Here is a 20,957-nt window from a genome sequence, read left to right as displayed (position 1 = left end):
AACTCACTTCCCCGAGGCCACTCCCCAGTAACAGCTGTTTCTGATTTTTTTTAATACTTCCTGGTTTATGCCCGATACAGGCTGCTGGTACTTACCTTCATTGTTAAGCAAATACATCGCTCCGCTTTGATTATTATATACATAAGAACACAGATCATGTTCTTCACCATCTTCATTTTTCTTTACATCTATCTTTAAACCATCCGTTACGCGTGATTTATCCGCCGGTTCAGCGGGTGCAGATGCCCTGATCCAATTAACCGTATAAGCTATATTCTGTGACGGCACCGATACGGTATTTTGTTTAAAGCTCTTGCTGGCCTGTATTACCTGCAACAAGCATTTTACACAAGGCTCAGCCACGGTAGCAGTGCCGTAATTTTTTTGTGGATTATTGATTACGCTATCCTTTTTGCCGGCTACCTGCACCGTTGTTTTAGTGATGTCATTAGATACCGGCTTGGTTCTGACATGCTCACATGCAGTTAAGGCCATCACTATTACACAAAACCAAGTATTCAATCTTAATATCCTCATGTAAGGCAAGCTATTATTATTGTATATACAGTAATGAACGCCTTTTGTGTTAACCTGATGTAAACTATATTACCAAAATGGTAAAACCTTGCCATCTTAATTTAAACAAGTTATTTATTGCATTTAATGGACATGAACAGACCCGATTTTCTATAAAAATTTCTTAAAATTGTCTGATTTAATTTTCCCTTGCTGCTAAACATGCCTGCAGGACTTAATCATCACAACAATTTTCAAAAAACCGGGTTATACCTGGTATAATTTAACTTGAGCATACCTCTACAAGGTGTTATAAAAAGATGGCTAATAGCGATAAAGTTTCAGAATCAAAGGTTGACGTAGTTTTAATTGGCGCGGGTATCATGAGCGCTACATTGGGGGTAATGCTTAAAGAACTGCAACCCGATTTAACCATTGAAATTTTTGAACGACTTGATGTTATAGCTGCCGAAAGTTCGGCACCGATGAATAATGCTGGTACCGGCCACTCTGCTTTTTGCGAATTGAATTATACCCCTGAGCTTCCTGACGGAACCGTTGAAATAAAAAAAGCCATTAAAATTGCCGAGCAATTTGAGATATCAAAGGAATTCTGGTCATATCTTATCGACCAAAAATATATTCAATCGCCACAAAGTTTTATCCGGAAAGTACCTCACATGAGTTTTGTTTGGGGCCCCGAGAATGTAAATTATCTTAAAAAACGCCAGGAAGCATTGACCAAACATCACTTTTTTAAGGGAATGCTATATTCTGAAGACAAAGCACAACTTCAGCAATGGATTCCGTTGGTGATGGAAGGACGTGATGAAAACGAAAAGGTTTCGGCTACATTTATGGGTTTAGGTACCGACGTAAATTTTGGCAGCTTAACCAGTAGCCTGCTTAATCAGCTTAAACAAAAAAGCGGGGTCGCGCTAAGTCTTAATCATGATGTGCGAAACATTAAACGCAATAAGGATAATAATTGGCAGGTAACGGTAAAAGACAAAACAACCGGGCAAAAAAGAAAACTGACCACCAATTTTGTTTTTGTTGGTGCAGGGGGTGGCGCTTTACCCCTGCTTCAGAAATCGGGTATTGCTGAAAGCAAAGGCTTTGGTGGTTTCCCGGTAAGCGGCCAATGGCTGGTATGTAACAATCCCGACGTTGTTGCCCGCCATGAGGCTAAAGTATATGGAAAAGCATCGGTAGGATCTCCGCCAATGTCTGTACCGCACCTGGATACCCGGGTGATCAACGGTAAAAGAGAATTACTTTTTGGCCCGTACGCAGGATTTTCAACCCGTTTCTTAAAGAAAGGATCATTGCTTGATCTCTTTTGTTCTATCAAGCTAAATAACATATGGCCCCTGCTTGCCGTAGGGCGTGATAATTGGCCATTAACCAAATACCTCATCAGCCAGGTATTACAATCGCCTGCCGATCGTTTAAAAGCCTTACAGGAGTACATGCCTACAGCCAAAGCCAGCGAATGGGATCTGGATATAGCCGGTCAGCGTGTACAGGTGATTAAAAAAGATGCCAGACATGGCGGTGTACTGGAATTTGGAACCGAGGTGGTAACCTCTGCAGATGGTAGCATCTCTGCATTATTGGGTGCATCACCAGGTGCTTCAACATCGGTACCTATTATGATTCAGCTGATAGAACGCTGTTTTAAAACACACATCAAAACCGATGAGTGGCAACAAAAATTAAAAGAAATGATACCTTCATATGGGCAATCACTAGCTAATGATGAGGCACTGAGCGAAGTTACCAGAGCCAGGACGAGCCAGGTGTTAGGATTAGTGTAGATACATAAGTAACAGGCAGGCAATTTTATTAAAAAGTGGGTTTACATGGTTTACACTTTTCATGGTTTACATTATTGTATTTAATTGACAATCAAATAGTTAATATATTTTATCATCAAAAAGTGGGTTTACAGTGTAAAGCCACTCAGAGTCAGTTGAAAGGAATCCAGAGGCCCAACTTTCTACCTCAGAGTCCTCTGCAAGAGACCCCAAGGAGAATGCAAAGCGCTAAGTGAAGTTACCAGAGCCAGGACAAGTAAGATACTGGGCTTGGTGTAGATCAATCGTTTACGAGCGTAAAACTGATAGGCACATTGTAGCTAACACTCGATGGAATACCAAACATATAACAGGGTGTCCATTTTGGCATCCCTTTTACTGCATTTATAGCTTCCATATCAAGACTCGGCCAAACAGCTTTTGTTACCCTAATATTTGATATTAAGCCACTATTCTTAACAACGAAAGTCAAAACAACCCGGCCTTGCCTTCGTGATGCTCTTGCATCAGCTGGATAATGAATATTTTTTCCCAAAAAAGCGCCGAATTTATCCATCCCGCCCTTAAATTCGGGGGCTGTATAAGTTTCCTTAAACGGATACTCCTTGTTAGAATTAACAAGGCTTTTTCCTTCAATTAGTTTGCCGTTACTATATTTACAAACATATTTAACTGAATCGTTAATCTGTCCGTGCCATTGTCCTGCTTCAGTTCCGTTAATTACAGTACCTTCTGCAAATGGGGTTTTGTAATCATTATGATATTCTATCCATTTCCCATTCCCGTTTTCAGTTAAAACATTTCCCATAGAATCAAGACATGTTTTTAAACTATCCGACAATTGCTCTCTATAATTATAATCTAATTTAGCGTTACCATTTTTAGGTTGATTTTTATAAAACGTTTTTATAGTATTAAGTTTTCCATTGGGAAAATACTCCCTTATATCCCCTTTTATACTCCCCTCATAAAAGGTACCCATCATTTTTTTATGACCATTATGAAAAAACTCGATAAAAGGTCCCTCTAATTCAACTTCAAGGCTAAAGGATTTAGATTTTCCTGTAAATTTCAACTTTCCGTCTAAATAATAATCATTTATTCTATAAAGACTATCTTCCGTAAAATCGGGTGAAATTAATAGTCTTATAAATGTGGCCTCCTCTTTTTTATCAACCGAAATCCCTTTATCAAAATGCTTAATATCATAAATTTCAGATACATTCTTCATATAATAAAAAGATGTATCAACCTGTGCGCTCGCCTTTTCAGAACAAAATATGAATGTGATAACAAAAAGATAGAAAAAATTGCGCATGGTTCCGGTTATCATATTAAAAACGAAATATACAAAAAGGAGCCATCAGATTAAAGAGCCAATTCTATTGAAATCCTCCGGCAGCCATGCCGCTATTCACTGCGGTTTCTTTAACCTTGAATTCCGCTGATTGGCCCAGCAATGTGGTTTTGATCAGGAATGGTATCCTGATACCGCCATTGATACCTTCATAGTCACCAAATTCGGTTACCGAGTTTACGGAGCCTTCTATTACTTGCTTTATTTTGAGACCGGTTTTCTGATTATAAAAATTCCGTATCTGCGTCCCTTCGGCAAGATTTATATCAATTTCATAGGCCAGATCGCCATTAACAATCTTCAGGGTTGAGTCAAGTTGCATAGCGTATCCCCCTTTTTCATAATCGAGCTCGGGGAAAGGCTTGCTTTTGGCCTTTATCACTTTTTTACCGGCATCATCCAAGGGAACATCACGGTTTAACTGCTGTACACTGATGCGCTCGCCATTTACCAAAACATGGGTCACAATTAAATTATTGTATGATGGCACGGTTATTTGCTGAAAAAACATATCGGGTGATCTATATCGGCTTACCATCTGTACTTCAGAACCTTGAACTGTACCTGTTGATGATATTTGCAGATCTTTAATATTTTTCAGTTTCTCGGCGCCGCCTATAGCATCAATATAGGTTTTTATAACACTGGCAGCTGTAGTACCAGCAGGTACTGGCAATCCACTGAATGAATTATTTTCCGGATTGATGTCGGGCAAAAGATGATCCGGATCAACAATAGCCGAGACGATTTTCGAGGTCGATTTATAATGAAATGTCCAAAGCCCCCCACGCTGCCATATTTCAACAGGGAGCTTTACGGTAGCGGTTTTACCATTTTCTTCCTTGATCTGGATAGTTACCGGCAAGGCCATCTCCTCCAGGTTCTCCAGCGTAATTAACGAACCTTTGGAGGCATCACCATCAGGGTAAGTGATATCTCTTATGCCCTGGTCAAGTTTCCAGGTGGTGAAAAACCATTCATTCCAAAACCAGCTAAGATCCTCTCCCGCGGCATTATCCATGGTATGGAAAAAATCCCAGGGCGTAGGGTGTTTAAATGCCCAGCGTTTGATATAAGTTTTGAATGCATAATCAAAGCGTTGTTCGCCTAAAATCTGTTCACGCAATATGGCAAGCCCAAGCGCCGGTTTTTCATAAGCGGCTGCACCCAAATAATCGGCCTGAATCACATCTGGTATCGTCATGATTGGCTCAGCTTCAGGAGCAAACAGTTGCAATGCTGCCTTTTGCTGATCAGGCTTTACATAGAACTCTCCATTGTTAAATACCTTGGTATCTACATTATTTAAAAATGTATTAAAACCTTCGTCCATCCAGGCATATTTACGTTCATTCGATCCTACGATCATCGGGAACCAGTTGTGTCCAAACTCATGATTGGTTACCTCCCACAGGTCACCTGCCTTACTTTCTGATCCGCAAAAAACAATACCAGGGTATTCCATGCCACCAACAGTACCTGCCACATTGGTAGCTACGGGATAAGTATATTCAAACCATTGGTTGGAATATAGTTCAATAGCACCTTTTACATATTCTGTAGAGCGGCTCCAGGATTGCTTGCCTTTACTCTCAACCGGGTAAACTGATTGTGCAAGGGCCTTCTTTCCACTGGGCAGGTTAATGCGTGCCGCATCCCATATAAATGCTTTTGAAGCAGCCCAGGCTACATCGCGTGCATTTTTACATAAAAAGTGCCAGGTAAGGGTTGGTTTTTTTGGATAGTCATCTTTTCGCAAAACATCTATGGAATCTTTGATCATCACTGTTTTATCACTCTTCCGGGCTTCAGCCAAACGTTTTAGGGTGGTTGGGGAATACACCTCATTAGGATTAAGCAACTCGCCCGACCCCGCCACTACCAGGCTGGCCGGTGCAGTTATGGTATAGTCAAAATTTCCATATTCCAGGTAAAACTCCCCGGCTCCAAGGTATGGCAGGGTATTCCATCCAGTTACATCATCATAAACCTCCATACGGGGATACCACTGTGCAACTTCGTATATCCAACCATTTTTAGTAAGCAGGCGCCCCATCCGGTCGGTTCCATATTGAGGGATATCAAAGCCATACTCTATTCTGATCTGTAGCTTGCTCCCATCGGCGCGTAAAGAATCTTTCAACTTTATTTGCATACGGGTATCGGTCACAATGTAGTCTGCTTTTTCGGTTTTGCCGTTCTTAGTAACGAATATGGCTTTTATCTCATCACCTTTGGTATAGGAACGATTGTTAAACCGGCCTCCTGTTATCGGGCTGGTCGCTTCGGCCCTCGAATCTTCCCGGTAAATATTTTGCTCCACCTGTAGCCACAAAAACCCCAGCGCATCGGGGCTGTTATTGGTATAAGTAATCAGGGCAGTGCCGTCAATCCGGTGTTTAAGGGTATCTAAAACAACATTCAACTTATAATCGGCCCTATTTTGCCAGTATTTTGAACCGGGAGCGCCTCCGGCATTCCTAAACATATTACCTTTTTCGGGATAGAAATCAGGATTGAATACTTTATGCTGATCATATTTTACACCGGGCTGATCGGTATTTTGGGCGTAACCTTTGAAGGCTATGGCGCATAGTAGTATACAAAGCGTTAGGTTATAAGGCTTCATGTAGGTGATTTATCATTTATGAACGCCAATATATCAAAATTATGATGATGCTGTTATGACAATTGAGCTGTTATAACATATTTTAACATATTATTACTGTTACATATAGGTCGCAACTTGCTTTTGGTTTCATAAGCTCTCTAAAAAACAGTGTGCAAACCATTATCTATTTTTTATATTTTTGCGGATGATTGTGAGCATGCAAAACCGCTGCCCGAATCACATTCCTAATAAATGGATATATCAGTAGTAGTACCACTTTATGATGAAATAGAATCGCTGCCCGAGTTAACCTCATGGATAAGCCGGGTAATGGACGAAAACCGTTTTACTTACGAGATTATCTTAATTGATGATGGCAGTAAAGACGGTTCATGGGAAATGATCAGAAAGCTGCAGCTGAACAACCCTTTTATCAAAGGCATTAAGTTCAGGCGTAATTATGGCAAGTCGGCAGCATTGAATACGGGTTTTGAGGCAGCCAACGGCAATGTTATCATCACCATGGATGCCGATCTGCAGGATAGCCCTGACGAGATCCCGGAGCTATACCGCCGCATTACTGAAGAAAATTACGACCTGATATCTGGATGGAAAGCTAAACGATATGATCCATTGAGCAAAACCATACCTACTAAGCTATTTAATGCGGCAACCAGAAAAATGAGCGGCATAAACAACCTGCATGATTTTAATTGTGGTTTAAAAGCTTACCGTAAGGCTGTTGTTAAAAACATTGAGGTTTATGGCGAAATGCATCGTTACATACCTGTACTGGCCAAGTGGGCCGGCTTTACCAGAATTGGCGAACAGGTTGTTGAACATCGCGCGCGCAAATACGGTAAAACAAAATTTGGCATGAGCCGCTTTGTAAATGGTTTTCTTGATCTGCTCTCGATATTTTTTGTAGGTAAGTTTGGTAAACGCCCCATGCACTTTTTTGGCACCATGGGCACACTGAGCTTTTTTGCCGGTTTAATAATCGCCATATGGCTCATCAGCGAAAAACTATATAATCTGGCTCATAACATAACTGTACGCCAACCAACCGATAATCCCTGGTTTTATATAGCCATAGTGGCTATCATTTTAGGTTCGCAATTATTTTTAACAGGCTTTGTTGCTGAACTTGTTTCAAGAAGCTCAAACGAACGCAATAATTACCAAATAGAAGAGATTATTTAGATGTGCAGATTTCAGATGTGCAAATATGCAGATGTTTAACTTTTAAGACAGCTCATTAACAATTATTATACTAACAATTATTTTTATCTGCACATCTAAAATCTGCACATTTGCAGATCCGATCTTTCACATCTAAAAAAATGTTTTTTTCCATCATCATTCCTTTATATAACCGCCCGCAGGAAATTAAAGAACTGCTGGAAACCCTTGTATTGCAAACATACAAGGCCTTTGAGGTTTTGGTAATTGAGGATGGTTCTGTAAATGATGCTGAAGCAATTGTAAACAGTTTTATTGGTAAACTGGAGCTGCGTTATTTTAAAAAGCCTAATGAAGGACAAGGTTTTACCCGCAATTTTGGTTTTGAACGTGCCAAAGGCGATTATTTTATCATTTTTGATTCCGATTGCCTCATCCCGCCCAACTATCTTGAAATTGTAAATCAATCACTCAGCACCAACTATCTTGACGCCTATGGTGGCCCCGATGGCGCCCACAGCTCATTTACACCTACGCAAAAGGCCATCAGCTATTCCATGACTTCCCCTTTTACTACCGGTGGCATACGCGGTAATAAAAAAGCTATCGGCCAATTTCACCCGCGTAGTTTTAATATGGGTATATCGCGCCAGGTATGGGAAAAAGCAGGTGGATTTATCATTACCCGTTTGGGTGAAGATATTGAATACAGCATCCGCATTCATTCGCTGGGTTTTAAAATAGGACTGATACCCGATGCTATAGTTTACCATAAACGACGTACTAACTTTTCACAGTTTTATAAGCAGCTTCACTTTTTTGGAAGGGCGCGTATCAACATCTATAAGTTTTTTCCAAAAGAGTTAAAGGCAGTACATTTTTTTCCGGCCGTATTTGCCATCGGTGTCACACTAACCCTCATTTTTAACCTGTTAGGCTGGCAAATAGCTATATTGGCTAACATTATATTAGCCGTTTACATTTTGTTAATATTTTTTCATGCCTGGTGGAAAAATAAATCAGTAAAAATTGCATTTTTGAGCATTATAGCCGCCTTCACCCAACTTATCGCCTACGGGTTTGGATTTATGCAGGATTTTTGGAAGCGTGTAATTTTTAACAGATCATAAGAACTTATGTACCACCCATTTTCTGTTGCAGAAACCATTAAAACTGCATGGAATGTATTAAAGAAAAATTTTGCCACAATTACAGTATACTCGGTAATTGCCTTCGCTATTGTTTTTATTTCCGGGTTTCTGGTGTTTTACTTTGATGATGATGCTGTAGTTAGTTCTGTTGGCTTTATTGTTTTATTGGTCGAGATCACATTTATTTTTTTAGCATTTATAAAGCTGGGGTTCAAACTCATGGACAAAGCTTATTATGATTTTGATTTTAGCGAGATCATCCCTAAGTTCAGAATGCTTGTCAGCTATTTAACTTTATTGGTATTGGTAAGTACGCTCGCGGTTCTGGTTACCCATCTGATTGAATATATCAATGTGCTTAACGTAAAAAACTTTCTGAACTTTATTCTCGGCTTAGTTGTACAGTTCTTCTTCTTGTTCTATTTCCCAATATGCACCTGCTTTATTGTAGACGACGCATCTGGCCCTCTTGAATCCTTAGCCCAAAGTTTCCATCTAATCAGAGGGAATTTTTTTAAATATTTCTTAATATTTTTAGTGATAGAAGCGCTTATGATACTGGGGGCTATAACTGTTGTAGGGTTAATTCTTGTTATTCCATTTGTAAATATCATACTTATAGTAGCTTACCGTAAACTGGTTTACAGTCACCTCGATGTGGACGATGATATTGCCGAAACTAATTAGCATATGGGACTAAAATCTGCACTAAGCAAAGTATTTGCCGCCGCAGTAAACCGGCAGCTAAACAAGCTACGCAAAAATGCTATAAAGCTGCAGCAAAACACCTTTTCTGACCTGATAGATGCGGCCAAAGACACCGCTTTTGGTCGTGAGTACCGCTTTGCGGAGATCAATAATTACAACGATTTTAAAAGGAACGTACCCATACATGATTATGAGGATCTTCGCCCGTACATTGATCGTGTTGTCAGTGGCGAAGAGAATGTTTTGTGGCCCGGAAAACCAGCTTACCTGGCCAAAACATCGGGTACTACATCAGGTGTAAAGTACATTCCTATATCAAAAGAAAGCATGCCCGAGCATATCAAAGCAGCTCGTAACGCGTTGCTTAGCTATATCCATGAAACAGGTAATGCTGACTTTGTAGATGGCAAGATGATCTTTTTACAGGGCAGTCCTATTCTTACCGTGAAAGCGGGTATAGCCACCGGCAGGCTTTCGGGCATTGTAGCCCATCATGTACCTGCCTACCTGCAAAAAAACAGGCTCCCCAGCTACAAAACCAATTGTATTGAAGACTGGGAGCAAAAGGTTGATGCCATTGTGGAGGAAACCTTTAACCAGGATATGCGCCTAATATCAGGTATCCCGCCCTGGTGCCAGATGTATTTTGACAGGCTCTCGGCCAAAGCCGGTGGTAAAAAGGTAAAAGATATATTCCCTAATTTTAAACTGTATGTGCATGGCGGCGTAAATTTTGAACCATATCGCACCCGCATGGAAGAAAGCATCGGCGCAAAAATAGATGCTATTGAAACCTATCCCGCATCCGAAGGTTTCATCGCTTTTCAGGATTCGCAAAAAGAAAAAGGCCTGCTGCTGTTGGTCGACTCCGGCATATTTTATGAGTTTATCCCTTCAGAAGAGTATTTTAACGAAAACCCCACCCGTATTAATCTCAAGGATATTGAATTGGATAAAAATTATGCCCTTATCATGAATACCAGCGCGGGTTTATGGGGCTATAGTTTGGGCGATACCATTAAGTTTGTATCAAAAGATCCATACAGGATAATGGTAACCGGTCGCATCAAACATTATATATCGGCTTTTGGCGAACATGTGATAGGCGAAGAAGTAGAACAAGCACTTATGAGCGTGGCGCAACAGGAAGGTATTGATGTGGTAGAATTCACCGTAGCTCCACAGGTAAATCCGCCTGCAGGACAGTTGCCCTACCATGAATGGTTTATTGAATTTGGCTCTGCCCCGGCTGATTTAAACGCTTTTGCGCTGAAAGTAGATAAAGCCTTGCAAAAGAAAAATATTTACTATTTTGACCTCATTGAGGGTAACATTTTGCAACCCTTGATCATCCAAGGCCTGCAAAAGGACGCGTTCATTAATTATATGCGTTCGCAGGGGAAACTTGGAGGACAAAATAAAGTACCGCGATTAGCCAACGACAGGAAGATTGCCGACTTATTGAAAGAATACGTTATATAATAGTAAATTTGGCCTTGTTTGGATAAACAGTTTAATAAAGCAACCGTTCGTCTGAATAATAATTGAAACAGATACATCATTGACTAATCATATAAAAAACATTGCCATTCTTGGCTCCACAGGTAGTATAGGCACGCAAACGCTGGAGGTGGTCAGGAACAATAGCGGCTTGTTCAGGGCATTTTTACTTACGGCTCACTCCAATGCCGGTCTGTTGATCAGTCAGGCTATTGAATTTAAGCCGGAATACGCTATCATATGTGACCAAAGTAAATATCAGGAAGTTAAAACTGCCCTGGCACATTTATCGGTTAAAGTATTGGCAGGTCATCAGGCCATTGTAGATACCGTAACCCATCCGGATATTGCTATAGTATTAACCGCTATGGTTGGCTTTGCAGGTCTTGAACCTACCATTGCCGCTATCAAAGCAAATAAGGATATTGCACTGGCCAATAAAGAAACATTGGTAGTTGCAGGCGAACTGATAACCGGATTGGCCAAACACCACAACGTAAAAATTTTACCTGTCGATTCGGAACATTCGGCCATATTTCAATGCCTTGCCGGCGAAGAGCATAACCCGGTCGAGAAATTGATCCTTACTGCTTCAGGCGGGCCCTTCCGCGGGCGCGATCTTGATTTTTTAGCCAATGTAACCTCACAGGATGCACTTAAGCATCCCAACTGGGTAATGGGTGCCAAGATCACCATTGATTCAGCCTCGTTGATGAATAAGGGCTTAGAAGTGATAGAAGCCCGGTGGCTGTTTGACGTGGAGGCCGATCAGATCGATGTGATCATTCATCCCCAGTCAATCATCCACTCTATGGTGCAGTTTAAAGATGGTTCCATCAAGGCCCAAATGGGTTTGCCTGATATGAAACTGCCTATCCAGTACGCCTTAACCTATCCAAACAGGGTAACAAACGATTTTAAACGGTTTAACTTTACGGATTACCCTACCCTCACATTTGAAAAACCGGATCTGGATACTTTTCGTAATCTTAGTTTAGCCTATACAGCCTTAAAACAAGGCGGCAACATGCCATGCATTATCAATGCGGCAAATGAGGTAGTTGTTGCCAGCTTTTTAGGTCAGTCTGTCAGCTTTTTGGCCATGAGCACAATTATTGAAGCGTGTATGCAGAAGATAAATTTCATAAAGCAGCCAACCTTAACCGACTATTTGAATACTGATAAAGAAACACGCATCTTTGCGCAAAATTTAATAGAAAAAACGCCGGTAAAGGCAATACAATTTTAATATACATAAAAGTAGATAATGAGTATAGTGATCATGGTGGGCCAGCTGATACTGGGCCTTTCAATTTTAATAATCCTGCATGAGCTGGGACATTTTTTAGCGGCACGTGCTTTTGGCATCAGGGTCGAGAAATTTTACCTGTTTTTTGATGCCTGGAACATAAGTCTTTTTAAATTTACCTATAAAGGCGTTGAATACGGCATTGGCTGGTTACCCCTCGGTGGCTATGTTAAAATTGCCGGTATGATAGATGAATCAATGGATACCGACCAGCTTGCTGGCCCGCCCCAGCCCTGGGAATTCCGTTCAAAACCAGCCTGGCAACGCTTAATTGTGATGCTTGGCGGTGTTACCGTAAACATTATACTGGGTATACTGATATTTTGGATATTGACCATACGTTTTGGCGATAGTTATATTCCTAACTCAAGCGCCAAATACGGCATTGTACCCGGCGAGATCGGTAAAAAAATAGGTCTTGTAGCCGGCGACAAAATTGTAAAGATCAACGGTAAAGCCGTGGAACGCTTTGACGACCTGACCAGCCCAAAAGTACTACTTGAAAACACCGTTTTTACTATACAACGCGGAACTGAAACAGTTAGTGTTACTATACCACGTACCATACTAAACGATCTGTCTGACCACGGTATTGAAGAATTTATAAGCAGAATTCCCCGCAGCAAATTTATAGTTGACTCCATTGTACCAAAAAGCAATGCGCAAAAAGCGGGTTTGGCTAAAGGTGACAGCATTGTGGCCATCAACAATCAGCCTATTGCATTTTATGATGAGTTGAAAGCCGAACTGGCAAAAGATAAAGGCAAAGCGGTGGATCTGGGTGTAAAACGTAACAACCAGGTTATCACTTTAAAAGCACAGGTAACCCCAGAGGGTACTCTTGGCTTTGCACAGTCAAAAAACGATCTGCCTAAGGTAAAAACCATTTACTATGGTTTCTTTGGCTCATTGCCGATTGGGGCTTCAAGGGCCTGGGCAACTTTTACCGACAATGCCAAAGGACTGGGTAAAATTTTTAAAGGCGATGTTAAGTTCAGCAAGGCTGTAAGCGGCCCGGTTGCTATTGCTAACCTGTTTGGCAGCCATGTTGACTGGGTGCATTTCTGGAGCCTCGTAGGCTTTTTATCCATGGTGCTGGCCCTGATGAACCTTTTGCCAATTCCGGCACTTGATGGTGGCCATGCCCTATTCCTCATTATCGAGATGATCAAAGGTAAACCACTGAGTGATAAATTCCTTGAACGCGCCCAAATTGTCGGTTTTGTAATATTGGTTACCCTGATGGTTTTTGTTTTTGGTAACGATATTGTAAAACAGGTAATGAAAAAGTAAGTTTCATAAACATCGATATATAGCCCCTGGACCTACTCCAGGGGCTTTTTTGTTATCATAGCCTGCCCCTTTGCATTATTTGGTAAACCATCCTTTACGCTAACTTTACTTTACGCGGATTTTTATAAGCTTTAAAAGCGTACCTTTGCGGAATTATTTTCCTGAAAAGCGCTTAGCTCCATTTGCTTAACTCTTCAACGACAATAAATTACATAGAAATCAATAGAATGAAAAAAATTGTCGACTATCGCAAGCTTTTGGGTGTAAATGAAGCCGCTGAACTACAGGAACTTAAAACAACATACCGTAGCCTGATGAAGGCATGGCATCCGGATAAATTTCAGGATAACCCGGAAAGCAAGCTGGAAGCCGAAGAAAAAAGCAAGACCATTATTGAAGCCTACCACTTTTTGGTAAGCATAGCCCCAGAAACCCGCGAGCAATCATTTGCCGAATACACCATAACCACAACTACCTCAAGCATAGCCGATTTTGAATACAAATCGCAGGTATTGAAGATCAGTTTTATGGATGGAAATACTTACGAGTATTTTGATGTGCCCAAAGCAGTTTATATCAAGCTGATCAACGCCGACTCACCCGGCCGTTTTGCCCGCCGGCATATCTATAATGATTATGTTTATCGCAGCATCAGCAGATTGGTAGCAACGGCTTAGTTTTTTAACAAAAACTTTTTAAAGCATTTATTTTAACAATTTTTATTCAAAAAGAGGATAAAAACGAGGCAGAAACTGTCGGAAATTGCTTCAAAACCATCGATTTTAACACTTTTTAACAAATTTCAGCACGGTTTTGAAAGTTTAAAAAGTTTTACTCTACTGGTCTGTAAATTACTACATATCAAACGGTCGGTTTTGGTTACCTTTTTTGCTTAACGCAACAGCCCGGTTTCTCTGGTAAGAAAACCGGGCTGTTGCTTTTTATAAATGTACGAAAAAAACCTGCAGTCAACAACTGTGATAGTCTTAAACAGTAGGTTCAATATTATCCCCATCGTTATCGGATATCATAACCGGGGGGCGATCCTTTTTAAAGATGGCCGCACCAATGAGCGCTATAATAGCTCCCATTACTGCTGCTGAGATCAGTGCGCTGATAGTAATACCTGCCGGACTAAGTAGTTTTTTGGTAAAGGACATTGCCTGGTCTACCTGCTCTTGCGAGAGGCCCTTCGACGCCATTTTAGCCTCGGTAGAGGCTATTATTTTGTCTAACATTTCAGGGCTCAATACCGCGAAGTACAGGTAAGTAAATACAGCCAGTACAATACCTGATAGTATGGCAAACAAAAATCCTGCTTTAAATCCTTCGCCAAAAGTTAAATAACCGCTATTAACGTCCCTGTATTCCTTTTGTGTTAGGAACATAAAGCCTATAAACAGTAACGTACTTAACCATTTAATAGGTGAATCGGGATCCACATTCATAAATTGGATAATATAAGTAACTACGATAGAGGCTATTACATATATCGCTCCCCATTTAATAATTACCGGCATTGGACTTGCTTTTTGTATTTCCATGATATTGTATTGGTTTATGATTTATTAAAAGTAATTATTATTCCTACCTATTCAAAAAATCAGCAGTAGAATATATTAGGAAGGGCGGTGATCATTTTGGAAGTAGGATGTTCGATTTCGGATTTGTAACCTTCGAATCTGACAGTGATAGGTATTAAAATAAAAGCGGCTTCCTTTTTAAAGAAAGCCGCTTAACAGTAATTTGTGTTATCGTCTATCCTTGTTCGATATTAATGGCCATGATGGGCTCTTCGTTAAAAATATCCTTTAATCGGGCTTTCCATGCCTCCGCTTCAAGTGCAAGTTTCTCCGTTGATTGTTTTTCCGTTCCATAAATTACATGAGGTTGCAGAACAGAAAAACCGGTGAATTCCAAAATGCCTCTTTGCAAAGGGTGCAGTATCGTTTCAAGAGTTCCGTACCGCTCTTTGATGTAGTTGGCTTCCGGTCCGCCTGTAGTAAGGGAAAGTAATGCTCTTTTGCCGCGAAAAATACCATTCTCATAAATGCGCCCGTTTTTATAAAACCGCCCCATGGTAAACACACGGTCTACCCAACCTTTTAAAATAGCGGGGACACTGAACCACCACAACGGGAATTGCCAGATCATCAGGTCGCACCATTCTACTTTTTGTTGTTCATCTTCAATAAAATCCGCGAAACCATTCATCTGGCTTGCGTATACTTCTTCTGCTTGTTGTTTAAAGAAGGTCGGGTTATTTACCGTAGTAAAGTTGGTTCTATCCGAAACGGGATTAAACCGCATAGCATACAGATCGGATACTTTTACTTCATGCCCCGCATTTGTAAGTGCATTTACCGCGCTGCTGAACATGGTGCCATTCATACTTTGTGGCTCGGGATGGGCATATACAATAAGAATTTTCATAATAACGATATGGGTGTTTTTGATAAATCGAAGCAAAATTATTGCTTAATCAGTAAATTTGCGGATGTGCAGCTAATTGTATGAGGCACACAAAATTGTAAGTGATGAGCACAAGAAAAATTACATCTACCAACTCCATCAACCGGGAAAAACTTATTGACTTTTGCGGAATGATGTACGCTGTTGACCTGCTGGGCGGGAGGTGGAAATTGATAATCCTATATAAACTGGGGAAAGGGCCGCTCCGTTTCAGCGAACTGAAAAGAATTATTCCCGGTATTACAGATCGTATGCTGACACTGCACCTGAAAGAGCTGGAGCAAAACGACCTCATTAACCGGACTGTTTATGCAGAAGTGCCCCCACGGGTTGATTACCGCCTCAGCAGCAGCGCCGAATTATTGATACCTGTTTGGCAGCAGTTGGAACAATGGGGCCTTACGCACAAGCAAAACCAGGCAGAAAAGAAAAAATTATAACCGCCAGGCAGACGCAAAATCCGCTGTGCATGGATGGTATGGTGGCAGCACAGCCTTAAGCTAAATATTTTCACTATATTCAGTAATAATAAGATATATTATTATTTATCCGAAGAAATCTTAGTACTCCTGGGCTTCGGTCTTTCATTTATTGAATATAGAACATAAACATGGAACAAAATAGAAATGAGCGCCCACCGATCCCTCTCCACGTTGCAAGAGTATTAAGACAAGAGTCTGGTTTCGGGTGTGCAAAATGCGGATTCCCGGTTTTTGAATATCATCATATCATAGAATGGCATGTCGACCAGCACTATTGACCAGAAGATATGGTTATCTTCTGCCCAACATGTCACGGTGAGGCTAAATATATGACTGAGCAACAACAAAGAAAATATAAAACCAATCCGCATAATATAAGGGATGGCTTAATATCTGGGCATTTTAAATTTCTTACCGAGCAACCAGTCATGCTTATTGGAAACTCAGAATTTATAAATTCTGGGACAATTTTATTTATGGATAACGATCCGATATTAAGCTTATATATTGACGCAAATCGGAATCTTGAATTTTCCTTAAAAGTTTACGATGAGAATGATGCGCTCCTCATGATAATTGAAAAAAATGTGTGGATTTATGGAAATCCTAAGATTTGGGATTTTAAATTTAAATATAATAAGCTATCTATTCTCAATAAGTCCAGAGATATTGCCATGGTAATTGATGGGTCAAACAAATATCTATCCATTAAAGGATCGCTCTATAAAAACAATGCAAGGTTAGAAGTGGAATCGTTTACAATGTATCATGAAGACAAATCGCCAAGTCAAGTTATAAGTGGTCTTTGCTTTGTCGGCGCAGCGATGTATTATACGAGTTCTGATGGCAACTTAAATATCAATAAAACACAGGAAGCATTGTCACGGGTAATTAGTGCGCCAGACAGAGAAGATCGAATAAAGAAAGGAATTGAAGTCTATAATACTTTATAGAAAGTAGTGATGGTTTGAACTAGCTTTTTAAAGTTTTAACATGTCTTTATTCTAGTGATTACATGAAACAAAATAAGTATAGAACAACATTATGAGCTGACAGTATTTTCCTGCGCTGTTCGAAGTCTCCCGACTTCGAACCACTATGCCTGTAGTTTTTAACTACACACCGCTTTAGGTAGTCTGAAGACTACCTGCATAATCATCTGAAGTCAGAGACTTCAGACAGCGGGCTCCGTTAGGAGCTACCTGTTTGTAGAAATACAAGACAAAATATCTTTTTGCTCCGTAGGTGCAACCCTAAATGAACAGGTAAATTGTATAAGGGTAGCCTCTACGAGCAATGTTATTAAGTTAAGGATACTCCGTAGGAGTAAAAGCTTTGTAGAAAGCAAAAATAAGTATTCAGCATGCCGTAGGTATGCAACCTGAGTGCAGTACCTACGGCACTGAATTGGAAATTGCCTTTTTTCTACAAAGCTTTAACCCCTCTGGGGTTTGCAAAATTCCTTAACTTAATGACATTGCTCTATGAGGTATAAATGTGTATAATGAATTGCCTACAAACAGGTAGCTCCTAACGGAGCAAGCTTGTTTTAGATACTTTATAAAGTATAATGTCGCAATTTATTCTTCGAACACTTGTGATGATAACACCGACCATAGGCAAAATTGAGCCACACATCACCGCACCACTATTTGCATTTGTTTTATATGAGCTTTATCATTTAATGCTTAATATTGACACCATATGTACACCCCACTATTAGCACTACATTCATTAACCAGGTGGCTTATATTAATTAGCTTACTTTTTACCATTTACCGGGCATACAGGGGTTGGTTGCTCAATAAACCTTTTTCTAAGCTCGATAACACAGTTAGATATGTAACTGTAACCATAGCACATATTCAACTGATCTTTGGACTTTGGTTATATTTTATCAGCCCTATCGTTCATTATTTCCTTCATCATTTCCATACAGCTGTTCATGAAAGGCAGATCCGTTTTTTTGGGATGGAACATATTACGGTAATGCTGATCAGTATCGTTTTAATTACCATTGGCTCAGCTAAAGCAAAAAGAAAAGCCACTGATAAAGAAAAATTCAGAACAATAGCCATCTGGTTTAGCATCGCTTTGTTACTTATTTTATCGTCTATCCCCTGGGCCTTTTCACCGCTTATAAGCAGGCCTTATTTTAGACCCTTTTAGTAATTGATTACCAATATAAGTTTCAGCCTGCAGTTGATGTTATCATCATAGGCTTTCAAAAGAGGTTATATCTCCATTTAATTTCCCCTCTTGAGAGAGTAATGGCACATCATTAGACATTTCAAAAAAGGGTGTCATGCTGAGCCCGTCGAAGCATGGTGGGCAGGCCTCTGCGCTCGCCCCTTCGACGGAGCTCAGGGTGACAGCCCCTTTTTTAATATTATTTGTCCGTTATGTCTATTCACGGCCATTACTCTTTCAAGAGAGGAACCACACTCCCCTCCGCTCTTTTTTAATCTTCCGAACACCCGCGATAATAACACCTATCACAGGTCAAGATAAAAATCAAATACTGAGCCACACAGACAAGTAAATTGAGCCGTGTGAGACATCTGTCCTTACATATAAGGATGATATTTGTATTGTTAACTTATAAAAAAAACAGCAATGTCAAACATAACAAAAATAGCACTCGGCAAAAATGGCCCGCTTGTTTCTAAACTCGGATTGGGCTGTATGCGCATGTCGCCTGTTTGGGGAAACCAGGTGAATAACGAAAGTGAAAGTATCGCCACCATTCAGTCGGCTTTAGACAGCGGCATTAATTTCCTGAATACCGGCGATTTTTACGGTGCGGGTCACAACGAACTATTGGTGGGTAAAGCCATTAAAGGCAGACGGGACGACGCTTTCATCAGCGTTAAGTTTGGTGCTATCTTTTATGGCAATCAGTGGCTTGGATTGGACTTACGCCCCATAGCTATCAAAAACTTTATCAATTATTCTTTAGTACGCCTGGGGATTGATACCATCGACCTTTACCAGCCATGCAGACTTGATAATAGCGTTCCGGTTGAGGATGTGATAGGAACCGTTGCCGATCTGATCAAAGAAGGCAAGGTACGTTATCTTGGCGTTTCTGAAATCACTGCCGATCAACTGCGCAAAGCTCACAGCATACACCCGGTGACTGCATTGGAAATAGGCTATTCATTGGCCGACCGACAGATAGAAAGCGACCTGCTCCCTGCTGCGAAAGAATTGGGTATAGGGGTAGTGGCCTTTGCCAATACGGCCGAAGGGTTACTTACGGGTGAGATGAAGGCCCCATTGGCTGCTGATGATTACCATAATCACTTCTCGCGTTTTCAGGGAGATAACCTGATAAAGAACCTGGAGAAGGTTGAGGTGTTAAAACAAATGGCAGCAGAAAAGAGATATACGCCAACACAACTGGCAATAGCCTGGGTGAATGCCCAGGGAGATCATATGATGCCATTGGTGAGCATGAGCCGGAGATCAAGGTTACCGGAAAACATACAAGCTATGGAGATAGTTTTTACTCCGGAAGAAATGAATGCCCTTAATGATCATTTTTCTCCAGGCTCGATACTTGGAGGCACATACCTACAGCGTTAGCCGGGTGGGGCTATATATAAGCCCCGCCCATTTTATATCTTTACGTAATGATAAATCCGACTGAAATAATTCCGGGAGTTATATTTTATTCGTATCACGCTTCTGTGCGAAAGGATAAAGTAGCATTTTTAGAACATAATACCCTGGTATTGCAGGTTTCGGGCCGTTTTACATTGGAAACAGCCAGCGAAAAGCTTTCGATGGAGCAAGGTGAAATGTTGCTCATTCGAAGAAATCAATTGGGCGAACTCACTAAAACTCCCTTAAATGGTGAGGATTACCAAACTATAGTCATTTGTTTGAAAGAACCCCTCCTCAGACAGATCGCGCTGGAAGAGCAAATAGAACAGGGAAAAAAATATACAGGCGCCCCAAACATTCTTATCCCGGGAAACGATTTTCTTAAAGCTTTTTTTCAATCGGTAATTCCCTATGTGCGTCATTCAGAAGAAAAGATAACCCATGCGGTAGGCATGCTTAAGGTAAAAGAAGCTGTGCTGTTGCTTTTGAATATCATGCCCGAGCTCAAAGATTTCCTGTTCGATTTTTCCGAACCCTATAAGATCGATATTGAAAAATTCATGCTCAACAATTTTCATTTCAATATACCTATTGAAAAATTCGCGCAGCTTACAGGCAGAAGCCTCGCGGGTTTCAAGCGTGACTTTCAAAAAACATTCGGCATGGCACCACGACATTGGCTACAGGAAAAACGCCTGTCGGAAGCCCGGTATCTGATAGAAACAAAGAATAAAAAACCATCTGCGATCTATCTTGATTTAGGATTCGAAACCCTTTCTCATTTCTCTCATTCGTTTAAGAAAAAGTTTGGCAGGACACCTACCGAGGGGGCTGTGATAACACCATAAGTGTTCGGAAGAATAAATTGCGACATTACATTTTATAAAGTATCTGAAACAAGCTTGCTCCGTTAGGAGCTACCTGTTTATAGCACCGCATCCCCCTCT

General features: G+C 40.7%; 18 protein-coding genes. 13 read left to right on the top strand and 5 right to left on the bottom strand.

Annotated elements, in window-relative coordinates; all coding sequences use genetic code 11:
• Positions 1–3: 3 nt before the first annotated feature.
• On the bottom strand, positions 4–537 hold the full coding sequence (locus AB6735_RS06555) for a hypothetical protein (RefSeq protein WP_370995062.1): 534 nt from the start codon (positions 535–537) through the stop codon (positions 4–6).
• A gap of 299 nt (positions 538–836) precedes the next feature.
• Here AB6735_RS06555 and AB6735_RS06550 point away from each other — a divergent pair, with 299 nt between their 5' ends.
• A complete protein-coding gene (locus tag AB6735_RS06550) occupies positions 837–2,336 on the top strand; it encodes a malate:quinone oxidoreductase (RefSeq protein ID WP_370995061.1) in 1,500 nt (499 codons plus the stop codon).
• A 280-nt stretch (positions 2,337–2,616) separates the two neighbouring features.
• Here the strand turns inward: AB6735_RS06550 and AB6735_RS06545 are convergent, their stop codons facing one another.
• Positions 2,617–3,567 (bottom strand): TonB family protein, encoded by a 951-nt coding sequence (locus AB6735_RS06545; RefSeq protein ID WP_370995060.1) that lies wholly within the window; start codon positions 3,565–3,567, stop codon positions 2,617–2,619.
• A gap of 151 nt (positions 3,568–3,718) precedes the next feature.
• On the bottom strand, positions 3,719–6,322 hold the full coding sequence (locus tag AB6735_RS06540; RefSeq protein ID WP_370995058.1) for a M1 family metallopeptidase: 2,604 nt from the start codon (positions 6,320–6,322) through the stop codon (positions 3,719–3,721).
• A 234-nt stretch (positions 6,323–6,556) separates the two neighbouring features.
• Here AB6735_RS06540 and AB6735_RS06535 point away from each other — a divergent pair, with 234 nt between their 5' ends.
• The 7 genes from AB6735_RS06535 (at position 6,557) to AB6735_RS06505 (ending at position 14,124) form a co-directional block, all read left to right on the top strand.
• Positions 6,557–7,507: a glycosyltransferase family 2 protein gene (locus AB6735_RS06535; RefSeq protein WP_370995057.1), complete on the top strand. Its 951-nt coding sequence runs from the start codon at positions 6,557–6,559 to the stop codon at positions 7,505–7,507.
• A 140-nt stretch (positions 7,508–7,647) separates the two neighbouring features.
• Positions 7,648–8,616, top strand: a complete 969-nt coding sequence (locus tag AB6735_RS06530; protein WP_370995056.1) for a glycosyltransferase family 2 protein — start codon at positions 7,648–7,650, stop codon at positions 8,614–8,616.
• A 6-nt stretch (positions 8,617–8,622) separates the two neighbouring features.
• The gene (locus tag AB6735_RS06525; protein WP_370995055.1) at positions 8,623–9,324 is read left to right on the top strand and encodes a hypothetical protein; all 702 of its coding nucleotides are present in this window, start codon (positions 8,623–8,625) and stop codon (positions 9,322–9,324) included.
• A gap of 3 nt (positions 9,325–9,327) precedes the next feature.
• Complete coding sequence (locus tag AB6735_RS06520; RefSeq protein WP_370995054.1) at positions 9,328–10,827, top strand: GH3 auxin-responsive promoter family protein; 1,500 nt, start codon at positions 9,328–9,330, stop codon at positions 10,825–10,827.
• 79 nt (positions 10,828–10,906) lie between these two features.
• The gene (locus tag AB6735_RS06515; protein WP_370995053.1) at positions 10,907–12,094 is read left to right on the top strand and encodes a 1-deoxy-D-xylulose-5-phosphate reductoisomerase; all 1,188 of its coding nucleotides are present in this window, start codon (positions 10,907–10,909) and stop codon (positions 12,092–12,094) included.
• Between the two features lie 18 nt (positions 12,095–12,112).
• Complete coding sequence (rseP, locus tag AB6735_RS06510) at positions 12,113–13,447, top strand: RIP metalloprotease RseP (protein ID WP_370995052.1); 1,335 nt, start codon at positions 12,113–12,115, stop codon at positions 13,445–13,447.
• Positions 13,448–13,674: 227 nt separating this feature from the next.
• Complete coding sequence (locus AB6735_RS06505; protein WP_370995051.1) at positions 13,675–14,124, top strand: KTSC domain-containing protein; 450 nt, start codon at positions 13,675–13,677, stop codon at positions 14,122–14,124.
• A 309-nt stretch (positions 14,125–14,433) separates the two neighbouring features.
• On the opposite strand, the gene AB6735_RS06500 is transcribed toward AB6735_RS06505, so the two are convergent.
• Together AB6735_RS06500 and AB6735_RS06495 are read right to left on the bottom strand one after the other, a co-directional pair.
• Complete coding sequence (locus AB6735_RS06500) at positions 14,434–14,991, bottom strand: DUF4199 domain-containing protein (RefSeq protein WP_370995050.1); 558 nt, start codon at positions 14,989–14,991, stop codon at positions 14,434–14,436.
• Between the two features lie 214 nt (positions 14,992–15,205).
• A complete protein-coding gene (locus tag AB6735_RS06495) occupies positions 15,206–15,880 on the bottom strand; it encodes an NAD(P)H-dependent oxidoreductase (RefSeq protein WP_370995049.1) in 675 nt (224 codons plus the stop codon).
• A 104-nt stretch (positions 15,881–15,984) separates the two neighbouring features.
• Between AB6735_RS06495 and AB6735_RS06490 the strand changes: the two genes are divergently transcribed.
• The 5 genes from AB6735_RS06490 to AB6735_RS06470 all read left to right on the top strand — a co-directional run bounded on the left by AB6735_RS06490 (position 15,985) and on the right by AB6735_RS06470 (position 20,858).
• Positions 15,985–16,359 (top strand): winged helix-turn-helix transcriptional regulator, encoded by a 375-nt coding sequence (locus tag AB6735_RS06490; protein WP_370995048.1) that lies wholly within the window; start codon positions 15,985–15,987, stop codon positions 16,357–16,359.
• A gap of 371 nt (positions 16,360–16,730) precedes the next feature.
• Positions 16,731–17,354 carry a hypothetical protein gene (locus AB6735_RS06485; RefSeq protein WP_370995047.1) on the top strand — a complete coding sequence of 208 codons (624 nt, stop codon included), beginning with the start codon at positions 16,731–16,733 and terminating at the stop codon, positions 17,352–17,354.
• Positions 17,355–18,105: 751 nt separating this feature from the next.
• Positions 18,106–18,570 carry a hypothetical protein gene (locus tag AB6735_RS06480; RefSeq protein WP_370995046.1) on the top strand — a complete coding sequence of 155 codons (465 nt, stop codon included), beginning with the start codon at positions 18,106–18,108 and terminating at the stop codon, positions 18,568–18,570.
• A 447-nt stretch (positions 18,571–19,017) separates the two neighbouring features.
• Entirely contained in the window at positions 19,018–19,989 is a 972-nt protein-coding gene (locus tag AB6735_RS06475) for an aldo/keto reductase (protein ID WP_370995045.1), read from the top strand.
• A 47-nt stretch (positions 19,990–20,036) separates the two neighbouring features.
• Entirely contained in the window at positions 20,037–20,858 is an 822-nt protein-coding gene (locus tag AB6735_RS06470; RefSeq protein ID WP_370995044.1) for a helix-turn-helix domain-containing protein, read from the top strand.
• Positions 20,859–20,957: the final 99 nt, after the last annotated feature.

This window comes from Mucilaginibacter sp. RCC_168, from assembly GCF_041355315.1.
Classification (GTDB): domain Bacteria; phylum Bacteroidota; class Bacteroidia; order Sphingobacteriales; family Sphingobacteriaceae; genus Mucilaginibacter.
Note: the sequence above shows the minus strand (reverse complement) of the source record. Positions and strands in the feature narration are given on the sequence as shown.